The 21280-nt window shown below is 63.7% G+C and carries 21 protein-coding genes; 13 read left to right on the top strand and 8 right to left on the bottom strand.

All coding sequences use genetic code 11. The annotated features are described in order from the left end of the window. Nucleotides 1–470 precede the first annotated feature (470 nt). From AC0L16_RS23005 to AC0L16_RS22995, 3 genes are read left to right on the top strand one after another with little or no spacing between them, the layout of a single operon-like run. A complete protein-coding gene (locus tag AC0L16_RS23005) occupies nucleotides 471–956 on the top strand; it encodes a (2Fe-2S)-binding protein (RefSeq protein WP_473623444.1) in 486 nt (161 codons plus the stop codon). Next, entirely contained in the window at nucleotides 953–1936 is a 984-nt protein-coding gene (locus tag AC0L16_RS23000; RefSeq protein WP_473623443.1) for an FAD binding domain-containing protein, read from the top strand. The genes AC0L16_RS23005 and AC0L16_RS23000 overlap by 4 nt, the downstream gene beginning before the upstream one ends. Further along, entirely contained in the window at nucleotides 1933–4254 is a 2322-nt protein-coding gene (locus tag AC0L16_RS22995) for a xanthine dehydrogenase family protein molybdopterin-binding subunit (protein WP_473623442.1), read from the top strand. Before AC0L16_RS23000 ends, AC0L16_RS22995 begins: the two co-directional genes overlap by 4 nt. A gap of 457 nt (nucleotides 4255–4711) precedes the next feature. On the opposite strand, the gene AC0L16_RS22990 is transcribed toward AC0L16_RS22995, so the two are convergent. Both AC0L16_RS22990 and AC0L16_RS22985 read right to left on the bottom strand, forming a co-directional pair. Next, nucleotides 4712–5473 (bottom strand): slipin family protein, encoded by a 762-nt coding sequence (locus AC0L16_RS22990; RefSeq protein WP_473623441.1) that lies wholly within the window; start codon nucleotides 5471–5473, stop codon nucleotides 4712–4714. After that, nucleotides 5470–6858 carry an NfeD family protein gene (locus AC0L16_RS22985; protein WP_473623439.1) on the bottom strand — a complete coding sequence of 463 codons (1389 nt, stop codon included), beginning with the start codon at nucleotides 6856–6858 and terminating at the stop codon, nucleotides 5470–5472. Before AC0L16_RS22985 ends, AC0L16_RS22990 begins: the two co-directional genes overlap by 4 nt. A 221-nt stretch (nucleotides 6859–7079) precedes the next feature. Between AC0L16_RS22985 and AC0L16_RS22980 the strand changes: the two genes are divergently transcribed. Next, nucleotides 7080–7820, top strand: a complete 741-nt coding sequence (locus AC0L16_RS22980) for a 2OG-Fe(II) oxygenase (protein WP_473623438.1) — start codon at nucleotides 7080–7082, stop codon at nucleotides 7818–7820. Between the two features lie 79 nt (nucleotides 7821–7899). Here the strand turns inward: AC0L16_RS22980 and AC0L16_RS22975 are convergent, their stop codons facing one another. After that, nucleotides 7900–8670: a pseudouridine synthase gene (locus tag AC0L16_RS22975; RefSeq protein ID WP_473623535.1), complete on the bottom strand. Its 771-nt coding sequence runs from the start codon at nucleotides 8668–8670 to the stop codon at nucleotides 7900–7902. 709 nt (nucleotides 8671–9379) lie between these two features. Beyond that, nucleotides 9380–9595 (bottom strand): hypothetical protein, encoded by a 216-nt coding sequence (locus AC0L16_RS22970; protein WP_473623437.1) that lies wholly within the window; start codon nucleotides 9593–9595, stop codon nucleotides 9380–9382. A gap of 288 nt (nucleotides 9596–9883) precedes the next feature. Between AC0L16_RS22970 and AC0L16_RS22965 the strand changes: the two genes are divergently transcribed. The 3 genes from AC0L16_RS22965 to AC0L16_RS22955 all read left to right on the top strand — a co-directional run bounded on the left by AC0L16_RS22965 (nucleotide 9884) and on the right by AC0L16_RS22955 (nucleotide 12009). Beyond that, nucleotides 9884–10147, top strand: a complete 264-nt coding sequence (locus AC0L16_RS22965) for a metal-sensing transcriptional repressor (protein WP_027154260.1) — start codon at nucleotides 9884–9886, stop codon at nucleotides 10145–10147. Between the two features lie 8 nt (nucleotides 10148–10155). Beyond that, entirely contained in the window at nucleotides 10156–11178 is a 1023-nt protein-coding gene (locus AC0L16_RS22960; protein WP_473623435.1) for a cation diffusion facilitator family transporter, read from the top strand. A 582-nt stretch (nucleotides 11179–11760) separates the two neighbouring features. After that, the gene (locus tag AC0L16_RS22955) at nucleotides 11761–12009 is read left to right on the top strand and encodes a VOC family protein (protein WP_473623434.1); all 249 of its coding nucleotides are present in this window, start codon (nucleotides 11761–11763) and stop codon (nucleotides 12007–12009) included. Nucleotides 12010–12172: 163 nt separating this feature from the next. Here AC0L16_RS22955 and AC0L16_RS22950 read toward each other — a convergent pair whose 3' ends face one another. Then, entirely contained in the window at nucleotides 12173–12538 is a 366-nt protein-coding gene (locus AC0L16_RS22950; protein ID WP_473623433.1) for a VOC family protein, read from the bottom strand. A 149-nt stretch (nucleotides 12539–12687) separates the two neighbouring features. Here AC0L16_RS22950 and AC0L16_RS22945 point away from each other — a divergent pair, with 149 nt between their 5' ends. After that, complete coding sequence (locus AC0L16_RS22945; protein WP_473623431.1) at nucleotides 12688–12999, top strand: hypothetical protein; 312 nt, start codon at nucleotides 12688–12690, stop codon at nucleotides 12997–12999. 10 nt (nucleotides 13000–13009) lie between these two features. Then, complete coding sequence (locus AC0L16_RS22940; RefSeq protein WP_473623430.1) at nucleotides 13010–13900, top strand: sigma-70 family RNA polymerase sigma factor; 891 nt, start codon at nucleotides 13010–13012, stop codon at nucleotides 13898–13900. Nucleotides 13901–13977: 77 nt separating this feature from the next. On the opposite strand, the gene AC0L16_RS22935 is transcribed toward AC0L16_RS22940, so the two are convergent. Then, complete coding sequence (locus AC0L16_RS22935; RefSeq protein WP_473623428.1) at nucleotides 13978–15075, bottom strand: AraC family transcriptional regulator; 1098 nt, start codon at nucleotides 15073–15075, stop codon at nucleotides 13978–13980. 76 nt (nucleotides 15076–15151) lie between these two features. On the opposite strand from AC0L16_RS22935, the gene AC0L16_RS22930 reads away from it, so the two are divergent. After that, complete coding sequence (locus AC0L16_RS22930) at nucleotides 15152–16264, top strand: DUF1330 domain-containing protein (RefSeq protein ID WP_473623427.1); 1113 nt, start codon at nucleotides 15152–15154, stop codon at nucleotides 16262–16264. 63 nt (nucleotides 16265–16327) lie between these two features. Here the strand turns inward: AC0L16_RS22930 and AC0L16_RS22925 are convergent, their stop codons facing one another. Beyond that, nucleotides 16328–17485 carry a sulfite oxidase gene (locus tag AC0L16_RS22925; RefSeq protein WP_473623426.1) on the bottom strand — a complete coding sequence of 386 codons (1158 nt, stop codon included), beginning with the start codon at nucleotides 17483–17485 and terminating at the stop codon, nucleotides 16328–16330. A 256-nt stretch (nucleotides 17486–17741) separates the two neighbouring features. Between AC0L16_RS22925 and AC0L16_RS22920 the strand changes: the two genes are divergently transcribed. Beyond that, nucleotides 17742–18374, top strand: a complete 633-nt coding sequence (locus AC0L16_RS22920; protein ID WP_473623424.1) for a DUF1326 domain-containing protein — start codon at nucleotides 17742–17744, stop codon at nucleotides 18372–18374. Between the two features lie 8 nt (nucleotides 18375–18382). Next, the gene (locus AC0L16_RS22915) at nucleotides 18383–19282 is read left to right on the top strand and encodes a DUF2182 domain-containing protein (protein ID WP_473623423.1); all 900 of its coding nucleotides are present in this window, start codon (nucleotides 18383–18385) and stop codon (nucleotides 19280–19282) included. A gap of 153 nt (nucleotides 19283–19435) precedes the next feature. Here the strand turns inward: AC0L16_RS22915 and dinB are convergent, their stop codons facing one another. After that, a complete protein-coding gene (gene dinB, locus AC0L16_RS22910) occupies nucleotides 19436–20677 on the bottom strand; it encodes a DNA polymerase IV (RefSeq protein ID WP_473623422.1) in 1242 nt (413 codons plus the stop codon). Nucleotides 20678–20890: 213 nt separating this feature from the next. Here dinB and AC0L16_RS22905 point away from each other — a divergent pair. Next, nucleotides 20891–21280, top strand: a 390-nt coding sequence (locus AC0L16_RS22905; RefSeq protein ID WP_473623421.1) for an ISAs1 family transposase, incomplete at its 3' end; no start/stop codon positions are given.

Here is a 21280-nt window from a genome sequence, read left to right as displayed (position 1 = left end):
CCCCACGTAACAAACGGAGGCGCCTCCGTTTTAGTGGAGCACCTTTATCATATAATCAGGGGAACCGGTATGTCACGTGTTGAAAGCCTGCAAGCTGTTACCCCTCGCCGCTGGAGATTTGCGAAGGCAGTGGAGCTGCCGATCTCCCCCCCTCGTGGGGGAGATGGCCGGCAGGCCAGAGGGGGGCGCGAAGGATCGCCGACCTTCGGTCAAACCTTCGAATGCCGGAAACCTACCTAAGGAAACGATAGGCAATCGTTCGACAGGCTGGCGGGACAGCGCCCCCCTCTGCCCTGCCGGGCATCTCCCCCACATGGGGGGAGATTGGCTCTCGCCGTCGCTTTCGCCAATCACCAAGGAGCTGCCAATCTCCCCGTGAACTAAGACCTAGCCATCAGGTGACCTTGCCGCTCCCCGGCCGGACACCAGATTGTCCCCCTCCGCGTCAAGCAACTGGAGCCAGACGCCCCATGACAAGCAAAACCCGAATTCCCATCCAACTACTAATCAACGGACATCGCCATGAACTGGAGGTCGAGCCGCGTGTCACGCTGCTCGACGCCTTGCGCGATCATCTCGGCCTGACCGGCACCAAGAAGGGCTGCGACCAAGGCCAATGCGGGGCCTGCACCGTGCATGTCGACGGCCAGCGCGTGCTGGCCTGCCTGACGCTTGCAGCCCAGGCCGAGGGCAGGGCGGTCACATCAATCGAAGGACTTGCCGAGGGCGATGGCACGCTGCACGCCGTACAGGCCGCTTTCCTCGAACAGGACGCCTTCCAGTGCGGCTACTGCACGCCGGGCCAGATCATGTCGGCAGTCGCCTGCATCCGCGAGGGCCATGCCGGCTCGGATGACGAGATCCGCGATTACATGGCCGGCAATCTCTGCCGCTGCGGCGCCTATCCGCACATTGTCGCCGCCGCGCGCCAGGCGGCACTGGAGGTTGCGTCATGAGGGATTTTTCGTATCTGCGCGCCATTTCCATCGATGCGGCACGCCAGGCGGCGGCGCTGCCCGGCGCCATGCTGCTCGCCGGTGGCACGACGCTCATCGATCTCGCCAAATGCGGCGTCACCGAACCCGAAACGGTGGTCGACATTACCCATCTCAACGGACTGGATGGGATCACGGTCGACGACCGGGGCGCCACGATCGGCGCGCTGGCAAGGATGAGCAGCGTCGCCGACCATGCCGACATCAAGAGCCGGTTCCCAGCCGTCTCGGAAGCGCTGTGGCAGGCGGCCTCGGCGCAGCTCCGCAACATGGCGACCATCGGCGGCAATCTGATGCAGCGCACGCGCTGTCCGTATTTCCGCGATCCGGCGAATTTTCCCACCTGCAACAAGCGCTCGCCGGGCAGCGGCTGCTCGGCGATCAGCGGCGTCACCCGCGGCCATGCCGTGCTCGGCACCAGCGCGGCCTGTATCGCCACCTATCCCGGCGATCTGGCGACAGCGCTGGTCGCCTTCGACGCAACAGTCCATCTCGGCGACCGCAAGGTCGCGGTCGACGACTTTTTTCTGCTGCCGGGCGCCACGCCCGACAGGGAACATGCGATCGATCCAGGCGAAGTGATCACCGCGATCAGCATTCCTGCTTCCGCTGCCGCACGGCGCTCGACCTATCTGAAGGTCCGCGACCGGCAGTCCTACGAATTCGCCGCCGCAAGTGCCGCCGTCGGCATCGAATTCGAGGCCGACGGAAGGACGATCCGTGACCTGCGCGTGGCGCTCGGCGGTGTCGCCACCAAGCCGTGGCGCGCACGCGCCGTGGAAGAGGCGCTGAAAGGCAAGCTGCTGGAGGCTGATATCGTCAAGCAAGCCAGCCTGCTCGCCATCGACGGCGCCGTCGACCACGGCGCCAACCATTACAAGATCGAACTGGCGCCGCGCGTCGTCGCCCGCGCCATCCTCAAGATGGGAGAGACGGCATGACCGTTCACGACATCAGAACCCGGCATGGTGATACGAAGAGGGGCGACGCATCGGACGGCGCCGTCTCCGCGGAGGCGGTGGGCGGGCGGCTGTCGCGCGTCGATGGCCCGGCCAAGATCACCGGTGCCGCAAAATACGCCGTCGAGCAGCAGCTCGAAGGGCTGAGCCACGCCGTGCTCGTCGAGAGCACGATTGCCGCCGGCAAGGTGCGCTCGATCGACACGGCAGCGGCCGAAGCAGCGCCGGGCGTGGTTCTGGTGCTGACGCCGGACAATGCGTTGCGCCTCAACACCGCGACGGACTGGCTGGGCACGCCGCCGCCAGACGCTCCCTATTGCCCGCTGGCGCGCGATATCACCTTCAGCGGCCAGCATGTCGCGGCGGTGGTGGCCGAGAGTTTCGAGCAGGCGGTCGCGGCCGCAGCACTTGTGAGGGTCGCCTATGACGAGACGCCGGCCATCGTCGATCTCGACGATCCAAAGGCCGGCGACGGCATTCCGATCGACACGATGACCAGGGAATGGGGCGATGCGCAAGCGGCTTTCGCCGCCGCCCCGGTGCGGATCTGCGCCGCCTACAACACGCCGCGCGAATACCAGACGCCGATGGAACCGCATGGCCTGATCGCGCACTGGCAGGGCGACCGGCTGACCGTGTGGGAGCCCAGCCAATGGCTCGACGGCATGGCGCGGACCTATGCCGAGTGGTTCGGCGTACCGTTCGAGAATGTGCGCCTGGTCTCACCCTATATCGGCGGCGGCTTCGGCTCCAAGGCGTTCGCCTATGGCTACGGCGCGGTAGCGGCGATGGCCGCGAAAATGCTGGGACGGCCGGTGAAGCTGGCGGTCACCAGGCCGCAGACCTTCACCGCCTATGGCGGACGGGCGGCGACCCGCCAGACGGTGGCGCTCGGTGCCGACGCCGAGGGAAAGATCCAGTCGATCGTGCATCGCGGCGTCAACGAGACCTCGGTCGACGGCATGTGGGTCGAGCCGCTCGGTTCGGTCACCTCGATCATGTATGCGACGCCGAACTTCTCGTCGCGGCAGAATGTCGTGCGGGTCAACACCGTGGTGCCGGGCGCATTGCGCGCGCCGGGCGAGAACCCCAGCGCCTTCGGCATCGAAAGCGCCATCGACGAACTGGCTTACGAGGTCGGCATCGATCCGCTGGAGATCCGGCTCAGGAACTACGCCGAACAGGACCCGGAGGCGAAAAAGCCGTGGTCAACACGGCAGCTGCGCGAGGCATACGCGGCCGGTGCCGAGGCCTTCGGCTGGTCGAGGCGCACGGCAGAGCCGCGCTCGATGCGCGACGGCAACCAGCTGATCGGCTGGGGTGTTGCCGCCGGCACCTATCCGGTGCGGCGCGCCTATGGCGAGGCGATGGTGCGCATTCTCGCCGACGGCTCGGTCGAGGTCGAAAGCTCGAGCATCGACATGGGGCAGGGCACCTATACGATCCTGGCGCAGACCGCCGCCGAAGTGGTGGGCGTGCCGGCTGAGAACGTCGTTGTGAAGCTGGGTGACTCCCGCTATGCCCGCGCCGGCGTCACCGGCGGTTCGCGGCTGGCCGGCGTGATGACGGGCGCGGTGCACAAGGCGGCGACTGCCGCGCTCGACCAGCTGGTCGGGCTGGCGATCAGCGATCCAAATTCGCCGTTCCATGCGCTGCAGGCCAACACGCTGGTCGTTGCCAATGGCCGCATCGCCTCGCCGCGCGGCGACGGACCTGAGGTCTCGATCGCCGAGCTGCTCGGCAGCGTCGGCCGCAGCCGGATCGAGGCGATGGGCGACACCATGCCGGCCAATTCGACGGCTGAGGATCGCTACAAGAACTACACGACCATCGCGACGGCGCTGTCGCACACCGAGGGCGACTATTCCCGCCACAGCTGGTGCGCGCATTTCATCGAGGTGCGCGTCGACGAGGACTTTGGCACGGTTCGCGTGTCGCGCGTGGTGTCGGCGCTCGATTCGGGCCGGCTCTACAATCCCAGGCTCGCCGAAAGCCAGTGGAAGGGCGGCATCATCATGGGCATCGGCCAGGCGTTGCTGGAGGAAGGCATCGTCGACCGCCGCTACGGCCGCATCGTCAACAACAATCTGGCCGACTATCTCATCGCCACCAATGCCGACATTCCCGACATCGAGGTGATCTCGGTCGGCATCCCCGACCCGCAGTCCTCGGTGCTCGGCGGCAAGGGCGTTGGCGAGCTGGGCATCGTCGGCGTGGCGCCGGCGATCGCCAATGCGGTGTTCCACGCCACCGGCAAAAGGGTGCGGGATTTGCCGATCACGCTGGAGAAGCTGATCTAGGGGCGAGACGGCGAAACTGCCGATCTCCCCCCTCGTGGGGGAGATGGCCGGCAGGCCAGAGGGGGGCGCGAAGGATCGCCAACCTTTGACTTAAGCTGGCAGCCGAGAACCGGCTTGGTGCGACTGCGATTGGCTGATAGGCCGGCGGGACAGCGCCCCCTCTGCCCTGCCGGGCATCTCCCCACTTGGGGCAGGGCTGTCCGGGGAAAGTTCTTGTGCAACTCGGACGAGTCTTTGGGCGCTGCATTGCAATCCCCGAAGGGTATGGCCCGCGTCGGTTTCGTCGTTCGACCGGTGCGCATGCGGAAAGAGATGCACCGCTCGAGGTCCAAAAGTCGAAAAATGCAATCGATGCGAGTCGTCCGCAGCCCGGTATGCAACCGAAAAACTTTCCCCGGACAGCCCTGCACTTGGGGGGAGATTGCGCTCTCATCGGCTTTCGCCAATCACCAAACCCTCACTTCCCCCCATCTTGCTTGATGAAATGGCCGAGCAGATCCATCGGCACCGGGAATACGACCGTCGACGAGCGTTCACCGGCGATGTCATGGAGAGCCTCGAAATAGCGCAGCTGCATGGCCTGCGGTGCCTCGGCCAGCATCTTGCCGGCCTCGACGAGTTTTGCCGCCGCCTGCTGTTCGCCGTCGGCATTGATGACTTTCGCACGCCGCAGCCGTTCGGCCTCGGCCTGCTTGGCGATGGCGCGGACCATGTTCTCGTTGAGGTCGACATGCTTGATCTCGACATCGGAGACCTTGATGCCCCAGGCATCGGTCCGCTGATCGAGAATCTCCTGGATATCGCTGTTGAGCTTGTCACGTTCGGCCAGCATTTCATCGAGCTCATGCTTGCCGAGCACCGAGCGCAACGTGGTCTGGGCCAGCTGGTTGGTGGCGGCCATGAAGTCCTCGACCTGGATTACCGCCCGCTCGGCGTCGACGATACGAAAATACAGCACTGCGTTGACCTTCACCGAGACGTTGTCGCGCGAGATCACGTCCTGCGGCGGCACGTCCTGGACCACCACCCGCAGGTCGACCTTCACCATCTGCTGCACGAAGGGGATGAGGATGATCAGGCCGGGGCCCTTGACTCCGGTGAAGCGGCCGAGCGTGAAGACCACGCCGCGCTGATATTCCCTCAGGATGCGAATGGCCGCGGACAGGAACATGACCACGACGAGCGCCGCCACCAGATAGGCCACATAACCGATGATCATTGCCCTGCTCCATTGCTATCCACATTGCGGCGCCGTATCGTCAGCACGAGACCCCTGACATCAGCAACCTCGACGCTGTCGCCCACTGCAATGGGTTCGTCGGCCTTCGCCCGCCAGCGCTCGCCCCGGGCGAGCACATGGCCCTCGCTGCCCTCCCAGTCGAGGACCTTGGCCGGCAGCCCTTGCATGGCCTGTGCGCCAACACGCGGAACGTGCTTGCGGGCCGCCCACAGATAGCTGCCGGTCAACAGCGCTAGGCCGAGCGTCAGGACGGCGGCGGTGCCGATGACGGCCCACGACATTTCGAAGCCGGGTCCCTCGATCCTGAGCAGCATGGCAGCGCCCAGCAGAAACGCAGCCACGCCTCCCAGCCCAAGGACCACTGTGGGGTTAAAGACTTCGACCACGAGGAAGATGATGCCAAGCAGCATCAAGGCAAGGCCGGCATAGCTGATCGGCAGGAGATTGAGCGCATAGAGCCCGAGCAGCAGGCAGATCGTGCCGATCACGCCGGGCGCAACCGCACCCGGGCTGGTGAACTCGAAGACGAGACCATAGACGCCGATCAACATCAGGATGACGGCGATGTTCGGGTCGGTGATGACGGCGAGAAGCCGGATGAGCCAGCCGGGCTCGAGTGTTTCAACCGGCAGCCCTTTGGTCGCCAACACCTCTTTCCTGCCGGCTATTTCCACCGTCCGGCCGTCAGCCAGCAGGAGCAGTTCGGTCGTGTCGCGGGCGATGAAGTCGATGACATGCTCCTGCAGCGCCGCGTTGGCCGACAGGCTGGCCGCCTCGCGCACCGCCTTTTCACCCCATTCGGCATTGCGCCCGCGCAGTTCGGCCAGGCTGCGGATCAGGGCAACCGCGTCGTTCGTCGCCTTGGCGATCATCGCATCGCCCGCCGGTGGGTTCTTCGGGTCCTTGCCGGCTTCTGGGCCGTTGTTCTTGTCGTCGCCGGGAAAGGATGGCAGCGGCCCGCCCATCTCGATCGGCGTTGCCGCGCCCAGATTGGTGCCGGGCGCCATCGCCGCCACATGGGTTGCGTAGAGGATGTAGGTTCCGGCGCTCGCCGCATGCCCGCCGGCGGGCGCGACATAGCCGATGACGGGAACCGGCGAGGCGAGGATGTCGGCGATGATCTCACGCATGCTGGTGACCAACCCGCCCGGCGTGTCCATCTGCAGGATGAAAACCTCGGCGTTCCGTTCTGCGGCCACCGCCAGCGCTTCCTCGAACTGCATGGCGCTCGCCGGACCGATGGCGCCGTCTATCTCGATGCGCAGCGCAGTCCTCTCCTGGCCGTTCGCCTCTCCGGTTGCGGAAGAAACAGCCACAGCGGCTACAAAAGCCGCGGCAATCAGGGCTACACGCGCGAGTTTCACGCTCAAAGCTCCCTATCAGGGATATGGGCTCGATTTTGCCGAAATCCATGCTGCGTCGCGGCGGTGAAGCTGATCCAGGGCAACGGGGCGTTGAAGCTGCCGATCTCCCGCAAGGGGAGATCGGAATCTGTGCATCACCCATCGGCATGAAACGGGTGGTTTGCGTGCGCTGCTTCACCCATCTGATGGCACAAGCCCATGGAGTGAGAGGAGGCAAAGCCATGACCATACACACGGTTCCAGCAGCAGCGGTCCGATCGGCGGAAGCGCGCGTCGCCGGATATGACTGGCAGGCATTGGCCGAGGAGATGTGCTTCTATGGCTGCGCGGTGATGGAAAAGTTGCTGACACCGCAAGAATGCCGGGAGATCGCCGGGCTCTATCCCGATGAAAGCCATTTCCGCAGCCATGTCCACATGGCGCGGCACGGTTTCGGCAAGGGCGAGTACCGCTACTTCCGATATCCCTTGCCAGAACTGATCGGCGGCTTGCGCACCGCGCTCTATCCGCGCCTTGCCGCCGTCGCCAACGACTGGAACGAGCGCATGGGCATCGCGCAGCGCTACCCGGACGAACACGCCGCGTTCCTCAAGCAATGCCACGACCAGGGCCAGACGCGGCCGACGCCGCTCCTGCTGCAATATGGTCCCGGCGACTTCAACTGCCTGCATCAGGATCTCTACGGCGATCTTGCCTTCCCGCTGCAGGTGGCGATCCTGCTGTCCGAACCGGATAGGGATTTCACCGGCGGCGAGTTCGTGCTGACCGAACAGCGCCCGCGCATGCAGAGCCGCGCCGAGGTGGTGCCGCTGCGCCAGGGCGATGCAGTCGCCTTCGCGGTCCACAATCGTCCGGTGCAGGGCAGCAAAGGCAGCTACCGCGTCAATCTCAGGCACGGCGTCAGCCGGCTTCGCTCCGGCCTGCGCCACACCGTCGGCATCATTTTTCACGACGCGAAGTGAAGGTGTTGTAGACTTCCTTCTCCCTCCTCCCCATACAAGCCATACAAGGGGAGAAGGGAGCGCGCTTTGGCGCCTTCGCTCAGCCTTGAAACAGCGCCAGCTCTTCCTTCGTGAGGTGGCGGGCCTTGCCCTTGGCGAGGTCGCCGAGCTGCAAGCGGCCGATCGCCACCCGCACCAGGCGAAGCACGTCCACTCCATGCGCCGCGAGCAGCCGGCGGATGTGGCGGTTGCGGCCCTCGTCGAGGGTGATTTCCAGCCAGGCGGTGCTGGTGCCGCTGCGCAGGATCCTGATCGACCGCGCCGTCAAATCTTCGCCATCGACCGTGGCGCCGGCGCGCAACCGCGTCAGCATGGCCGCGTCGGGCAAGGCGCCGATCTGCACGTGATAGATCTTGGCGACGTGCGAGGCAGGGTCGAGCAGGCGCTGGGCGAAACGCGTGTCGTTGGTCATCAAAAGCAGGCCCTCGCTGGCCTTGTCGAGGCGGCCGACCGGCGACACGAAGGGCAGGTCGAGTTCTGCCAGGCAGTCGTAGACGGTGCCGCGGTCCTGCGGGTCGTCGCGGGTGGTGACCAGGCCGCGCGGCTTGTTGATCATCAGGTAGACCTTGCGCTCGGCGACGACGCGGCTGCCGTCGACCTCGATGCGGTCGCGGCCGGGATCGACGCGCAGCGAGCCGTTGCGCACGATTTTGCCGGCGACCCGGACGCGCCCTTCGGCGACCAGAATTTCCGCCTGCTTGCGCGAGCACAGGCCAAGCTTTGACAGCGCACGGCAAAGGCTGACGCCTGGCGGATTTGCTCCGGCGCTAGGCGAGGGGCGTGGCCGGCCGGTGTTCGGCCGTGGCGCCATGGTTTTGCGTGATCGTTCCGGCAAGTCAGGTCTTTCCCGCCAGCCCATCTCCAGCCCTGGCGAGCGTTTCCAGGCCTTCGCTGAGGTGCCGCATCAAGCCCTCGCCAAGTCCGCGCAATCGATCCAGTCAGGTGAATATTGCCTAACAGAAAGCCACCAGGATGGATATGTGGTTTCTCGTATTGCGAGTATCCGGATGGGCGGCGCCTTCGTGGCGATAGGCCACTTCCGGACATCATGGCAAGGGTTGGCGGGACAGCGCCCCCATCTGTCCTGCCGGACATCTCCTCCACAAGGAGGGAGATCGGCAGCTTTGCCGACCGCGCCTCTTTTCAGGGTTTGCGATTGGCGAAACCATTGATGACGACCGATCTCCCCCCAAGTGGGGCAGGGCTGTCCGGGGAAAGTTTTTCGGTTGCATACCGGGCTGCGGACGACTCGCATCGATTGCATTTTTCGACTTTTGGACCCCGAGCGGTGCTTCTCTTTCCGCATGCGCACCGGTCGAACGACGAAACGGACGCGGGCCATACCCTTCGGGGATTGCCATGCAGCGCCCAAAGACTCGTCCCAGTTGCACAAGAACTTTCCCCGGACAGCCCTGCAAGTGGGGGAGATGTCCGGCAGGACAGAGGGGGCGCCGTAGAGCGCCAACATCGCGAGCCTCGCACGCCGCTTCCTGACCTCCGACGTGGTGCCTAGCTGATCGTCAGTTTGCCCTGGGCTCGTCCTCGACAACGAAAGATGCGGCCATCAGGTCGTCGGCATCGATCCGCAGGGAGCCTTCACCTCCTCCCATGACAGCGGCGACCTTCTGAAAAATTTTAATCTCGTGCTCGGTAATCCGGGCGCTCCGCATCCTGGCTTTGAGATCAGCGATGCGTAGCCCCAATGTGTGGGACGTTCCAATTTCACGGTTCGACATGACAGCATGCTCCTCCCCGACCCATTCTTTTTGCCTCCCCACCCGTATTCGCCCGTCGCCTACCATGTTTGCCTAAATATAAGGCACCGCGAATACAGCGCCCCGAACGCTGGTGCGAGGGGAAAGGTTCCAGCGCAACACGGTAACGAAATAATACGGGCCGCCGCCGCCGACGGGTTACCCGCGGGAAGTGGCTGGCCGTCTTTCTTCGGATGTGACGGACTCGCCGACAAGGTGAGCTCAAAAGAAGATTTGACTGGATCCTCCAGGGGAGGATACAAAACGGGCATGTCCGAAGGCATCCATCGTTCGCATCCGGCTATCGTGAAGCGTCTGAAGCGCGCGCAAGGCCACCTTGCGGCGGTGCTGTCGATGTTCGAGGCGCACCGTCCTTGCGTTGATCTGGCGCAGCAACTCCACGCCGTGGAGAGCGCCATCAGCAGTGCAAAGCGCGAACTGATCCACGATCATATCGAGCATTGCCTGACGGACACCGCGGAAGCCGGCGGCAACTCACTGGCCGAACTCAAACAACTGGCGAAATATTTGTGAGCCGTCAAATGCCTGTGCTCGGCGCGCACATCCTCGATTGGTTCGGGTTCGGGCCGCGCGATCACACCGCGCATGGTCATGGCCATCACGATCATGCCAGCGGGTCGCATAGCCACGGGGTCATCGATGCGACCATTGCGACGACCGACCGCGGCATCTGGGCGATAAAATGGTCGTTCGTCATCCTGGCAATCACCGCGGCGATGCAGATGGTCGTGGTCGCGCTGTCGGGCAGCGTGGCGCTGCTGGCCGACACCATCCACAACATCGGTGACGCCACCACCGCCATTCCACTGTGGATCGCCTTCATGCTGGCCCGGCGCAAGCCGTCGCCGACCTTCACCTACGGCCTGGGCCGGGTCGAGGACCTGGCCGGGATCATCATCGTCGGGATTATCCTGTTCAGCGCCATCGTCGCCGGTTATCAGGCCATCGACCGTTTGATCAATCCACGCGTGGTGACGCATCTGGGCTGGCTGACGGCGGCGGGCATTGTCGGCTTTCTCGGCAATGAGGCCGTCGCGGTGTTCCGCATCCGAGTCGGCCGCGAAATCAACAGCGCCGCACTCATCGCCGACGGCTACCACGCCCGCACCGACGGCCTGACCAGCCTTGCCGTGGTCCTCGGAGCGTTCGGGGTCTGGCTCGGTTTTGCGCTGGCCGACCCGATCGTCGGCCTGCTCATCACGCTTGCCATCTTCGGCATCGTCTGGCAGTCGGCGCGCTCGGTGCTGACCCGCATGCTCGACGGTATAGAGCCTGATGTCATCGACGACATCCACCATGCCGCCGCGCATGTGCCGGCAGCGCGCATTGTCGAGGCCAAGGCGCGGTGGATCGGTCACAGGCTGCACGCCGAGATTGCCATCGCCGTCGAAGAAAGCCTGCCCGTCTGCGAAGCGAAGAAGATCACGGCAGCGCTGGAGCACCAGCTGTTCGAGCACATCCCGGCGCTTGCGGCGGCGAATATCAGATTGGCGAACGCGGTTTCCGATCATGGACATGGCCACGGCGAGCACGACAGCCACTAACGGTCGCTCCGACCGGCTCGTTTCCGTTCGCTGCGTGAAAGATGTTGAGACCGCCGCGTCTTAGTCCCCATTATCCCTGGATCCATTATCTCTGGCTCGTGCAACGCTTGACCCGAGCGCCAAGCGTGGCCGGAAACCGGATTGGGAAGATGCCTCGGGCGCCGCTTATTGCAACCCTTGTCGCCGGCCTCGGACTCGCCTTCATCCTAGGGCACGTTGGCGAGTCGCTACTGGGCCGGGTGATGGCGGCAGGTGCGCGAACAGCATCTCCAGTTTCTTCCGCTGATAGCGTGAGGTCTGGCAGGCGTCGGTCTTTGAAGCAACGCCGGGTTCCGGCACCTGCAATCACGGCCGACCGACCTATATCCAACTGAAGTTGCCGATATCGAGCGGCTGTGTCGATGGGCGGAGCGCCGAAAACGTCGTTTGCAACGGCAATAGTTTGTTCGCATCACTTTCAGGGAGATAGGGAGCCATGATTTCCGGCGCACACATGATCATCTACAGCACGGATGCCGAGGCAGACCGCGCATTTTTTGCAATGTTCTACGTTTTCCAGCAGTCGATGCTGGCGAAGGCTGGTTGATCTTCGCATTGCCGCCGGCCGAGATTGCCGTTCACCCGGTCGCCGAAATCGACAGCCACGAAGTCTATCTCATGTGCGAAGACATCAATGCCACAATCCAAGAGCTGAAATCGCACGATGTTGAATGCACTTCGGTCACCGATGAAGGCTGGGGCCTGCTCACGCATGTCTCGCTTCCCAGTGGTGGCTCGCTTGGCCTCTACCAGCCGAGGCATGCTTTGGCGCACAAAGCCGGGGCTGCTTGATTGCCGGTTTTCCGTCCGGACACGTGACCAAAAGACTTTGGAGCGGGATGGAGATTCCGAAGGCAATCATCCTGCTCTTCCGGACTTTTTCAACACTGTCCACCTTCTCCAGCCGTTCATGGGCTCGTCAAAATTCAGATGCCCGCTCTCCGGCTGCACCCGCTCACTGGCTGCCGATCACCATGCGGTTGCCCTCGCTGTCGCGAAATTCCGCCACCGTGCGGCCTAGCTGCCAGGGCGCCTCCTGCGGTTCGGTGATGATCTCGACGCCGCCCGCCTTCAACGCGGCGATCGTGGCCTCGACGTCGTCGTCGACCAGCACCAGCACCGGCTCCGCGCCTGGCGTGTCGTCGGCGCGCCTCACGAAATGCAGGTTGGTCACGGCGCCGGGAAATTTCAGCTCGATCCAGCGCCAGCCGCTATCGCCCATCTTCTCGTCGGCCGCGACCTTGCAGGCGAAATGCCTGGTATAGAACGCCTTGGCGCGGTCCTGGTCGAATACCGGCAGTTCGGCAAACTGGATGTGCATGGTCGTCTCTCCTGCTCCTCGATGGCTGCTGCGTAGCCGTCCACAGGTGGAAGACGATCCGGGCGGCCGAAAAGATTCATAACCTGCGAGAATCTTTTCGGGAACGCGAAACGTCTTTTGGTTCAGACCAACCATTCAGGAGACGAACCATGGGCTACAAACTCATTCGCTACAGCGTGAAAGACACCGGGCTGGAAGAGAACCGCGCGCTGGTGGCAAAAGTGTTCGAGGCGCTGGATGAGACGGCGCCGCAGAGCGTGCGCTATCTCGTGCTCGAACTCGATGACGGCGAGTTCGTCCATGTCGTCGGCGAGGGAAACAACACATCTGCGCTGACCGGGCTTGCGGCCTTCGAGGCGTTCACGCAAAACCATGCCGAACGGCGTTCGACCCCGGTGAAGCGATCGCCTGCCAAAATCATCGGCAACTACCATGTGCTTGAGGATGGCAAAGCCGGATAGAATGGACGCCATGATCCCACAAAAATTCGACCGGCCGGCGCTGGAGGCGATGCTCTCAGGGTTGCGTCCCAAACTGCACCGCTACTGCGCCCGCATGGCCGGCTCGGTGATCGACGGCGAAGACATCGTCCAGGAGACGCTGATCAAGGCGCTGCAGGCGGTCGACGGCAGCTTGACGGTCGAGCGGCCCGAGCAATGGCTGTTTCGCATCGCGCATAATGCCGCGCAGGACCATCTGCGCCGGCGCCATCGGGAAAGGTCGCGCATGACCGAGACCGACATGACCACGATCGAGGATCCTTCCGGCAGTGCCGACAGCAGGCTCGCCGCGGCGAGCGGCCTGCGCAGCTTCATGCAACTCTCGGTTGCGCAGCGCAGCGCCGTGATCCTTGTCGACGTGCTAGGCCTTTCGCTGCACGAGACCTGCGAGGTGACCGGCGCGACGCTGGCCGCCACCAAGGCGGCGCTGCATCGCGGGCGGGCGCAGTTGCGCATATTGGCAGCCGAGCCCGAACAGGCTGCCGCGCCACGGCTCAACGCCGATGACGAGCGACGGCTGCGCCGCTATGTCGATCTGTTCAACGCGCGCGACTTCGACGCGGTCAGGGCGCTGATCGCCGAGGATGTCCAGCTCGAATTGGTCAGCCGCCTCCGCCTGCGCGGCAAGGCCGATGTGTCGACCTATTTCGGCAATTACGACCGCATCAGCGACTGGACGCTGTCGCTGGGTTTTGTCGATGGCCGGCCGGCGATCCTGATCCGCAACCCGCAGGAGCCGGACGGCGTGGTGCGCGGCTTCATGCTGGTCGAATGGCAGGACGAGCGGGTCGTCCAGATCCGCGATTTTCGTTATGCGCCCTGGTGCCTGGTCGATGCCGAGATCAGCACAGTGGAGGGGTAGGGGAGGGCCTGGAAATGGTGCGGAGGTGGCGCGCGAAGGCGTCTGTCGGGGCACCTCAATTGGCCTCCGGCCGCCTGTTATCCGCGCCGGCCACTGCGCCAGCCAGCCGGCGAGACGCCGGCGAGCTTCTTGAAGCTCCGGCTGAAGGCCGCTTCGGACTCGTAGCCGACATCACGCCCGACTGCCGAGACTTTGGCCAGCCCATCAGTGAGCAGTCGTGCGGCCAGTTGTACGCGCCATCGCGTGAGATACTGCATCGGTGGGCAGCCGACGAGACGTGTGAAGCGGGCCGCGAGGACGGACCGCGAGACGCCGGTTTCGCGTGCGAGTTCTTCAATTGTCCAGCCACGCGCCGGATTCTCGTGGACAAGCGCAACGGCCCGGCCGACGGCGGGGTCGCGCAAGCCGGCCAGCCAGCCGGTCTGCTCCGGCGGCAGTGCCTCAAGATGGCGGCGAACGACCTCAACGAACATCAGCTCGCTGAGGCGCAGGCGGATGCATTCAGCGCCAGGCCGCTGAGCGGACACCTCTGCCAGCGTCAGCTCGATCAGCCGGTCGAGCAGGTCGCTCGGTGCGCCGGCCGCGCGCCGGATGCGTATCAGCGGAGGAAGGGCCCCGAGCAGAGGATTGAACGGCCTTGCATCGCAGCCAAGAAAACCGCAGACATATCTGGTCAGGAGGGGGCCGTCGCCACCTTCGTTGACCACGAAGGGCAGTTGTCCGGCCGCCATGGCGCGAAAGAAATCGAGCGAATCTTCCAGGCTCAAACCTGACCGCACTCCGGGCGCACTGCGCATCGCGTACGAGTCCTCATGCGGGATCACAAGTATGTCGCCTTCGGCAAATTCCATCGGCGGACCGTCGCCGATGCTGACCGAGCCCGAGCCTTGGGTGATGATGTGGTAGGAAATCACATGTTGGGCGCGCGGCAGGATGAGATGGGCAAATGAATCCGCCTGCGGCACTTCCACACTCCAGGGCGAAGAGGCATCGACCCAGAAGAAAAGCGCGCCGGTGAGCTTTACCACGCGCAGCACATCCGAAAGCACATCCTTGTCCGGCGCGGCCGAAGGTGCGGCATCGGGAACGACCTCTTCCGGTGGCCGCCCAGGTGATCGCGCCAGAACGGACGCTGCGGCAAGCGATTGAGACGTTGGGTCATGGAGCGTGCCCATGGCCAAGTCTACTATGCGCCGAACAGCATATCCACCGCGCATCCCGTGGAGTCCATGCGATCAACGGAGGTCGGCCATGTCTACTTATTGCTTCTTCGACGTGCGTGAAATCACCGACCAAGCCAAGGTCAAGCAGTATCTGGCAGGGGTCTTTGCAACGGTTGAACAGTATGGAGGGCGCTATTTGGTGCTGGGCGGGAAATCCGACCTTGTCGAAGGAGACTGGCAGCCGGTCTATCCGGTCATCGTCGAATTTGCCGACGGCGAGCATGCCCAGCGCTGGTACTCATCGCCTGAATACGAGCCGCTGAAGGCGCTTCGCGTCGCCGGAACCCGATCCAACGCAGTGTTCCTTGAAGGTGCAACGCCGGGATCGGCGGAAGCGGCGGACCAGACCCACCGGGCTAAGACATCGAAAACTCCGGCTGAAATCTACGACTCGCTGTTCGTTCCAGCGCTGTTCCGACAATGGGGGCCCATCGTCGCCGCCGAGGCGCGAATAGGGAGGGGCGACCGCGTCATCGACATCGCCTGCGGTACGGGTGTGCTGGCGCTCGCGGCTCTCGACTGCGTTGGCGCGGAGGGCAAGGTGGTCGGGCTTGACCCCAATCCCGATATGCTCTGCGTTGCCCGCCGCAAAAGCACTCGCATCGAGTGGCGAGAAGGGCGCGCCGAGCAGGTTCCTTTCCCGGATGAAAGCTTCGACGCCGCAGTCAGCCAGTTCGGCCTAATGTTCTTCGACGATCGAGCCGCCGGACTGCGGGAAATGATGCGCGTGGTTAAGTCCGGCGGCCGGCTCGCTGTCGCGGTCTGCGACTCGCTCGACCAGTCGCCCGGCTATGCCGCAGTGGCGGATATGCTTGAACGGCTTTTTGGAAGCGACGTTGCCAACGCGTTCCGCGCGCCCTTTGTGCTCGGCAATGCGGAGTTGCTGCACTCGCTCCGCGCGAAGGCAGGCATAGAGCGTGCCGAGGTGAAGCGGCACCGCGGAATGGTCCGTTTTGCCTCGATCGAGACGCTGATCTCGACTGAAAGAGCCTGCATCTGGACGTTAGGCGGGCTTTTGGACAACGAGCAGTTCAAGCGGCTTCTGGAGGAGGCCGAGCGGGCACTTATGCCTTACGTGACAGCAGCCGGCGCCGTCGCTTTCGACATGCCGGCGCTCGTCATCACGGCATCCAAGGACTGACGCTGGCGACCAGTCTGCGATCAGGCGCTGCCTGATTCACCTTCCCGCGTGCAGCACAGCCTATCAAACGACACGCACGCGGCGCGTCACCTGGCCATTGCTTTCCCAGTATGTGTGTTTCTTGGCAATCAAGGGATCGTCCATTGCTGGTTGAACTTGTCCCGTGATGCTGACCGCGCGCGAGGTTACCGTGTGTTCTCCAGGAGAGGGATTTGCCCAATCCACGGACCAAATCTTCCAGGCGTGTTCGGCCTCCTCACTGCGGTCGATGGTCGCCGGTGCCCATGGCGCTTGATCGATTTGCACTTCGACCCGGTCGATCGGTGCCCCCCAGGCTGCCCCAATGATGCGGTAGTCCGAGTCCTTCCGGGTGACTTTTGCGGGCGCGGACTTTATCAGCGCTCGGCCGACTGAGTTCTCGGTCCACACGGTCTCGCCGTTGTGCTCTTCCTCGCGGATGGTGACATAGTCGCGCGCCATCAGAAGGCTCATGAAGCGGGTGTCACGCACCTCGATGCGCTCCAGCCACTTGACGTTGGCGATGCCGTACCAACCCGGAGCAATCAGCCGCAGCGGAAAACCATTGGCCGCCGGCAAGGCGGCTCCGTTCATTTCATAGCAGAGCAGGTTGTCTGGGTTCGTCGCTTCGGCAAGCGACATGGCACGCGCGAAGTTCTGCTGCATCTTGACGTCGCGGATGAGGACCTCGCCTGTGTCAGTGCCGAAAAAGACAACCTCGATGCCATTTTCCAGGACGCCGGCTTCCTCGAGGATCGGGGCGAGCGGCGTCCCTGCCCAGCGGGCATTGCCGATGCCGCCGGTGAAAAAGGGAAAACCGTGGTTGCCCGAGCATTCGACTGTGAAAACGACCTCCTGGCGCGGCCGCGCCCTGATGTCGGCGAGGCTCAATTTCAGGGGCTTCTTGACCAGCCCGCCGATCTCCATCGACCATGTCTTCTCGTCGATCGTTGGTCGGTTGAAATGCGAGATGCTGAAGAACTTGTCGTTTGGCGTTATCCAGCTATCCAGATCCTCCCAGACAAGCTGGTTCTGGATACCGACCGGATCGGGATTTTCGGTCGGCTGGTCCAGCCACGGAACAACCTCCTCGCTCGGCCGCGTTGGAAAAGCGTAAGCCCGACGCGAGGTATAGAGGGCAGCGATTGCGACAAGAGCCGCGCTTCCCTGGACAAGAAGTTCTCTGCGTTGAAGATCAGGCATGTTGTTTCCTCCCAGTTGATCCGGTAAAAGGCTGCAACGTGCCTTGGGCCGCAGCCTGAACACGGATAGGCGCAATGAACGTTTGTCCCGCCCGGAGATTATCCGGACAGGTCAGGCAATCAGCGGCGCATCTCAAGCATGTGAAGCATTGGACGAAACTCTCGCTTTGGTTTCGCCTTTTCAAGGGTGCGCCTTTGAGAGGGAAGAGTCTAGGTGTATGATGATGGTCTAATATTTCGAGATCAGGGAGGAGAGCATGACGTCTTGGGAGATTAGGGGACGCGAACTGGTCAATTGCACCTGCGAATATGGCTGCAACTGTCAATTCAATGCGCTGCCCGACAAGGGCCATTGCCATGCCGTTGCCGGCATCCAGATCCATGAGGGTCATCATGGCGAGACCGTTCTCGACGGCCTGCGCATCGCCGCGATCTTCAAATGGCCCGGCGCGATCCACGAGGGCAACGGCGAAGCCATCGCCTTCGTCGACGAGAAGGCAACCGACCAGCAGCGTAACGCGCTGCTGCGCATCATGACCGGCCAGGACACCGACCCGTTCGCGACGATGTTCGCCGTCTACGCCTCGACCGTGACAAAAATGAATGAGCCCGTTTTCACCAAGATAGATCTCGACCTCGATGTTGACGGCCGCAGGGGCCGCATCTTCGTCAAGGACTACATCGAAACCGTTGGCGAGCCGATCCGCAACAAGGTGACGGGCGCGGACTCGCGCGCTCAGATCGTGTTGCCGAACGGCTTCGAATATGCGGTCGCCGAGATCGGCAGTGCTTCAAGCACAACCAGCGGGCCGGTTCAGGTGACCACTAAGAACAGTTACGGCCAGTTCGCGCGGCTGCATCTCAACAATCACGGGGTGGTGCGGGCCTGACGCGCCACATGAACGGCGGGTCGCCACTGGAACGGCTGCTCAGACGCGACCGCGTCATCACGATTGCGGGCGTGGTGGCGCTGTGCCTGCTGGCCTGGCTTTATATCGTCGCCGGTGCCGGGCTCGGCATGAATGCGTGGGAGATGTCGAGGCTCGCGCTATTCCCCCACCTGCAAACTCCGAACGTGACATCCGATATGACCTCTGACATGTCTGGCATGGACATGTCTGGCATGGATATGTCTGGCATGGACATGAGCGCGATGGCGACGGAACCGCGGGTCTGGGGGGCCGCGAACTGGGCGCTGATGATCGCCATGTGGTGGGTCATGATGATCGCCATGATGTCACCGAGTGCGGCGCCGACCATCCTGCTCTATGCGCGCGTGCATCGCCATGCGCTGGCACAGGGCCAGATCCAGGACAAGCTCGCGCCGAACGGCGTGTTCATGGCAGGCTACCTCCTGGTCTGGCTGGGGTTCTCCGTTGCGGCGACCGCGCTGCATTGGCTGCTCGAACGTGAGGCATTCGTTTCCGCGACGATGATGAGTTCGCAAAGCCGCTGGCTTTCAGCCATCGTCCTGATCGGCGCGGGGATCTATCAGCTCTCGCCCTTCAAGAACGCCTGCCTGTCGCATTGCCGGGCACCGACGACGTTCCTTGCCCGCCACTGGCGTCCCCACCCACTTGGCGCGCTGCGTCTGGGCGCATTGCACGGGGCGTTTTGTGTCGGATGCTGCTGGACGCTGATGGCGTTGTTGTTCGTGGGTGGCGTCATGAATCTGGTGTGGGTTGCCGCGCTCGCCATTCTGGTGCTGGTGGAAAAACTGTTTCCTGCCGGCCCGTGGGTTGGCCGGGCAGTTGGCATTGCCCTGATCGCTTGGGGCGGGGCAACGCTTTTGGTCTGACGACCAGAAGATCTGGAAAATTTGCGATCGGGTGCTGCGCTCTGCGGTTGATGTCAAAAACCGGAGCACAAGGAACTGGATCCAAGACAAATTCATGAGGTCGCAGCCTTCAACGCCATTCCGGCGACTTGGCAACCAAAGTGTAATCGCGGCTCACAATTCCTTTTCGGCCAGCTCGCGAAAGGCGTCGGGAACCGATCGCGACTGCCCGAGCGCGACCGAGGCGTAGCCGACCGCCTCCCAGCCGAAGCGGTCGCGGATCTTGTCGATGGCGCGGTCGGCGGTCCAGCGTGCCGCGCCCTTGCTGGTGCCGGGGCGGCGGCTGTCGTCGTCGAGGCCGAGCGGCAGTTCCAGTTGCAGGGCCGGTTGCTTCTCCAGCTGCGACACGGCGATCGCCAGTAGCGAGATGGTCTTTTCGTGCGGATGATCGACAAGCGCCTTGCGCACCAGCGCCTCGGCGATCTCGGCCAGCATCGCGGTTGCCGAAATCGGCTGGTCGAGCGTGATCGAACGCGTGACCGAGCGGAGATCGGCAAAGCGGACGCGGACCGTCACCGTGCGGCCGGGCCGCGATTTCGCCCGCAGCCTGGTGGCGACCCTGTCGGCCAGATGCAGCAGGGTGGGCACGAAGATTTTTGCCTCGGCCGGTTTCCTGCCGAGTGCCGATTGCGCGCCGGCCGATCGCGCCCGGCGCTGCGTCTCGAGCTTGCGCGGATCGCGGTTCCAGGCCAGCGCGTTGAGTTTTTCGCCGGCCGCCGGGCCGAGCAGACGCTCCAGCGACCCACCATTGGTCTTCGCCAACTCGCCGATGGTGCGCACACCAATGCCGGCCAGCCGCTCCCTGGTGACCGGACCGACGCCCCACATGAGCTCGACCGGCAGATCGTGCAGAAACTCCAGCTCGTGGCGCGGATCGACCACCACCAGCCCGTCGGGCTTGGCCACCTGCGAGGCGATCTTGGCCAGGTGCTTGGTGCGCGCCACGCCGACCGAGATCGGCAAGCCAAGCTCAGCCCGCACGCGGCGGCGGATGGTTGTCGCGATCTCGGCCGGCGGGCCGAACAGATGGGTGCAGCCGGCGACGTCGGCAAAGGCCTCGTCGATGGAAATCCGCTCGACCACCGGCGTGAAATCGCCGAGCACCTGAATAGCCGCATCGCCGAGCCGCTGATAATCCTTGAAATGGCCGCCGACGAAAATCAGCCCGGGGCAGAGTTCACGCGCGCGCCGCCCCGGCATGCCGCCACGCACGCCAAAGGCCTTGGCCTCGTAGGACGCGGCAAGGACGACGCCGCCGCCGACGGCGATCGGCTTGCCGCGCAGGGCGGGGTCGAGCAACTGTTCGACGGAGGCATAGAAGGCGTCCAGATCAGCGTGGAGGATGTTGGCTTCCATCCGGCCCGTTCGCCTGCGGCGGTTCGAACGCCGCATTGTCTTGAGAGGGTCTTGCGTGGAACATAAAGAGAACAAATGGGTGGATTGTCAAGGAGCGCGAAGCGGCTGCTGCCCCCTTGCGGGCAGGGGAATCGCATTTGAGTAGATGGGAAATGGCTTGCCATTTGCCGGGTTGTTGATTCTTGGGATGACTCCGTAATTGTGGAGTTCTCGATGGAAACGATCCGGGCTGTGTTCGGTCATCTCGATCCGCGCGACCAGAACGCTCGACACGATTTTTGCGAGATACTGTCCATTGCGTTCGCCGCGATGCTGTGCGGCGCCAAGAATTGTTCCGACATCTGGCGCTTTGGGCAGGAAAGGGAAGCAATGCTGCGAAATGTGCTCACTCTGGCGCATGGCATCCCCTCGCACGACACCTTCTCGGCGCTGTTTCGCAAGCTTGTCCCTACGGCGTTCGCCGAGGCCTTCGCCGGCTTCATGCGCCATGTCGCGAGCGCTGCCGGCGGCGCGGGGCAGATCGCCATCGACGGCAAGTCGATGCGTGGCGCCTTCGAGAAGGGCCGCCAGTTCGCGCCGCGCATGATGGTGTCGGCCTGGGGC

The organism is Mesorhizobium sp. WSM4848, assembly GCF_055811375.1.
This window is presented reverse-complemented; position numbering and strand designations above follow the sequence as displayed.

Bases quoted from the DNA above. Each gene is read 5' to 3' on its own strand.
- AC0L16_RS23005 (WP_473623444.1), top strand. From the start codon at position 471: ATGACAAGCAAAACCCGAATTCCCATCCAACTACTAATCAACGGACAT.
- AC0L16_RS23000 (WP_473623443.1), top strand. From the start codon at position 953: ATGAGGGATTTTTCGTATCTGCGCGCCATTTCCATCGATGCGGCACGC.
- AC0L16_RS22995 (WP_473623442.1), top strand. From the start codon at position 1,933: ATGACCGTTCACGACATCAGAACCCGGCATGGTGATACGAAGAGGGGC.
- AC0L16_RS22990 (WP_473623441.1), bottom strand. From the start codon at position 5,473: ATGATCATCGGTTATGTGGCCTATCTGGTGGCGGCGCTCGTCGTGGTC.
- AC0L16_RS22980 (WP_473623438.1), top strand. From the start codon at position 7,080: ATGACCATACACACGGTTCCAGCAGCAGCGGTCCGATCGGCGGAAGCG.
- AC0L16_RS22975 (WP_473623535.1), bottom strand. From the start codon at position 8,670: ATGGCGCCACGGCCGAACACCGGCCGGCCACGCCCCTCGCCTAGCGCC.
- AC0L16_RS22970 (WP_473623437.1), bottom strand. From the start codon at position 9,595: ATGTCGAACCGTGAAATTGGAACGTCCCACACATTGGGGCTACGCATC.
- AC0L16_RS22965 (WP_027154260.1), top strand. From the start codon at position 9,884: ATGTCCGAAGGCATCCATCGTTCGCATCCGGCTATCGTGAAGCGTCTG.
- AC0L16_RS22960 (WP_473623435.1), top strand. From the start codon at position 10,156: ATGCCTGTGCTCGGCGCGCACATCCTCGATTGGTTCGGGTTCGGGCCG.
- AC0L16_RS22950 (WP_473623433.1), bottom strand. From the start codon at position 12,538: ATGCACATCCAGTTTGCCGAACTGCCGGTATTCGACCAGGACCGCGCC.
- AC0L16_RS22945 (WP_473623431.1), top strand. From the start codon at position 12,688: ATGGGCTACAAACTCATTCGCTACAGCGTGAAAGACACCGGGCTGGAA.
- AC0L16_RS22940 (WP_473623430.1), top strand. From the start codon at position 13,010: ATGATCCCACAAAAATTCGACCGGCCGGCGCTGGAGGCGATGCTCTCA.
- AC0L16_RS22935 (WP_473623428.1), bottom strand. From the start codon at position 15,075: ATGGGCACGCTCCATGACCCAACGTCTCAATCGCTTGCCGCAGCGTCC.
- AC0L16_RS22930 (WP_473623427.1), top strand. From the start codon at position 15,152: ATGTCTACTTATTGCTTCTTCGACGTGCGTGAAATCACCGACCAAGCC.
- AC0L16_RS22925 (WP_473623426.1), bottom strand. From the start codon at position 17,485: ATGCCTGATCTTCAACGCAGAGAACTTCTTGTCCAGGGAAGCGCGGCT.
- AC0L16_RS22920 (WP_473623424.1), top strand. From the start codon at position 17,742: ATGACGTCTTGGGAGATTAGGGGACGCGAACTGGTCAATTGCACCTGC.
- AC0L16_RS22915 (WP_473623423.1), top strand. From the start codon at position 18,383: ATGAACGGCGGGTCGCCACTGGAACGGCTGCTCAGACGCGACCGCGTC.
- dinB (WP_473623422.1), bottom strand. From the start codon at position 20,677: ATGGAAGCCAACATCCTCCACGCTGATCTGGACGCCTTCTATGCCTCC.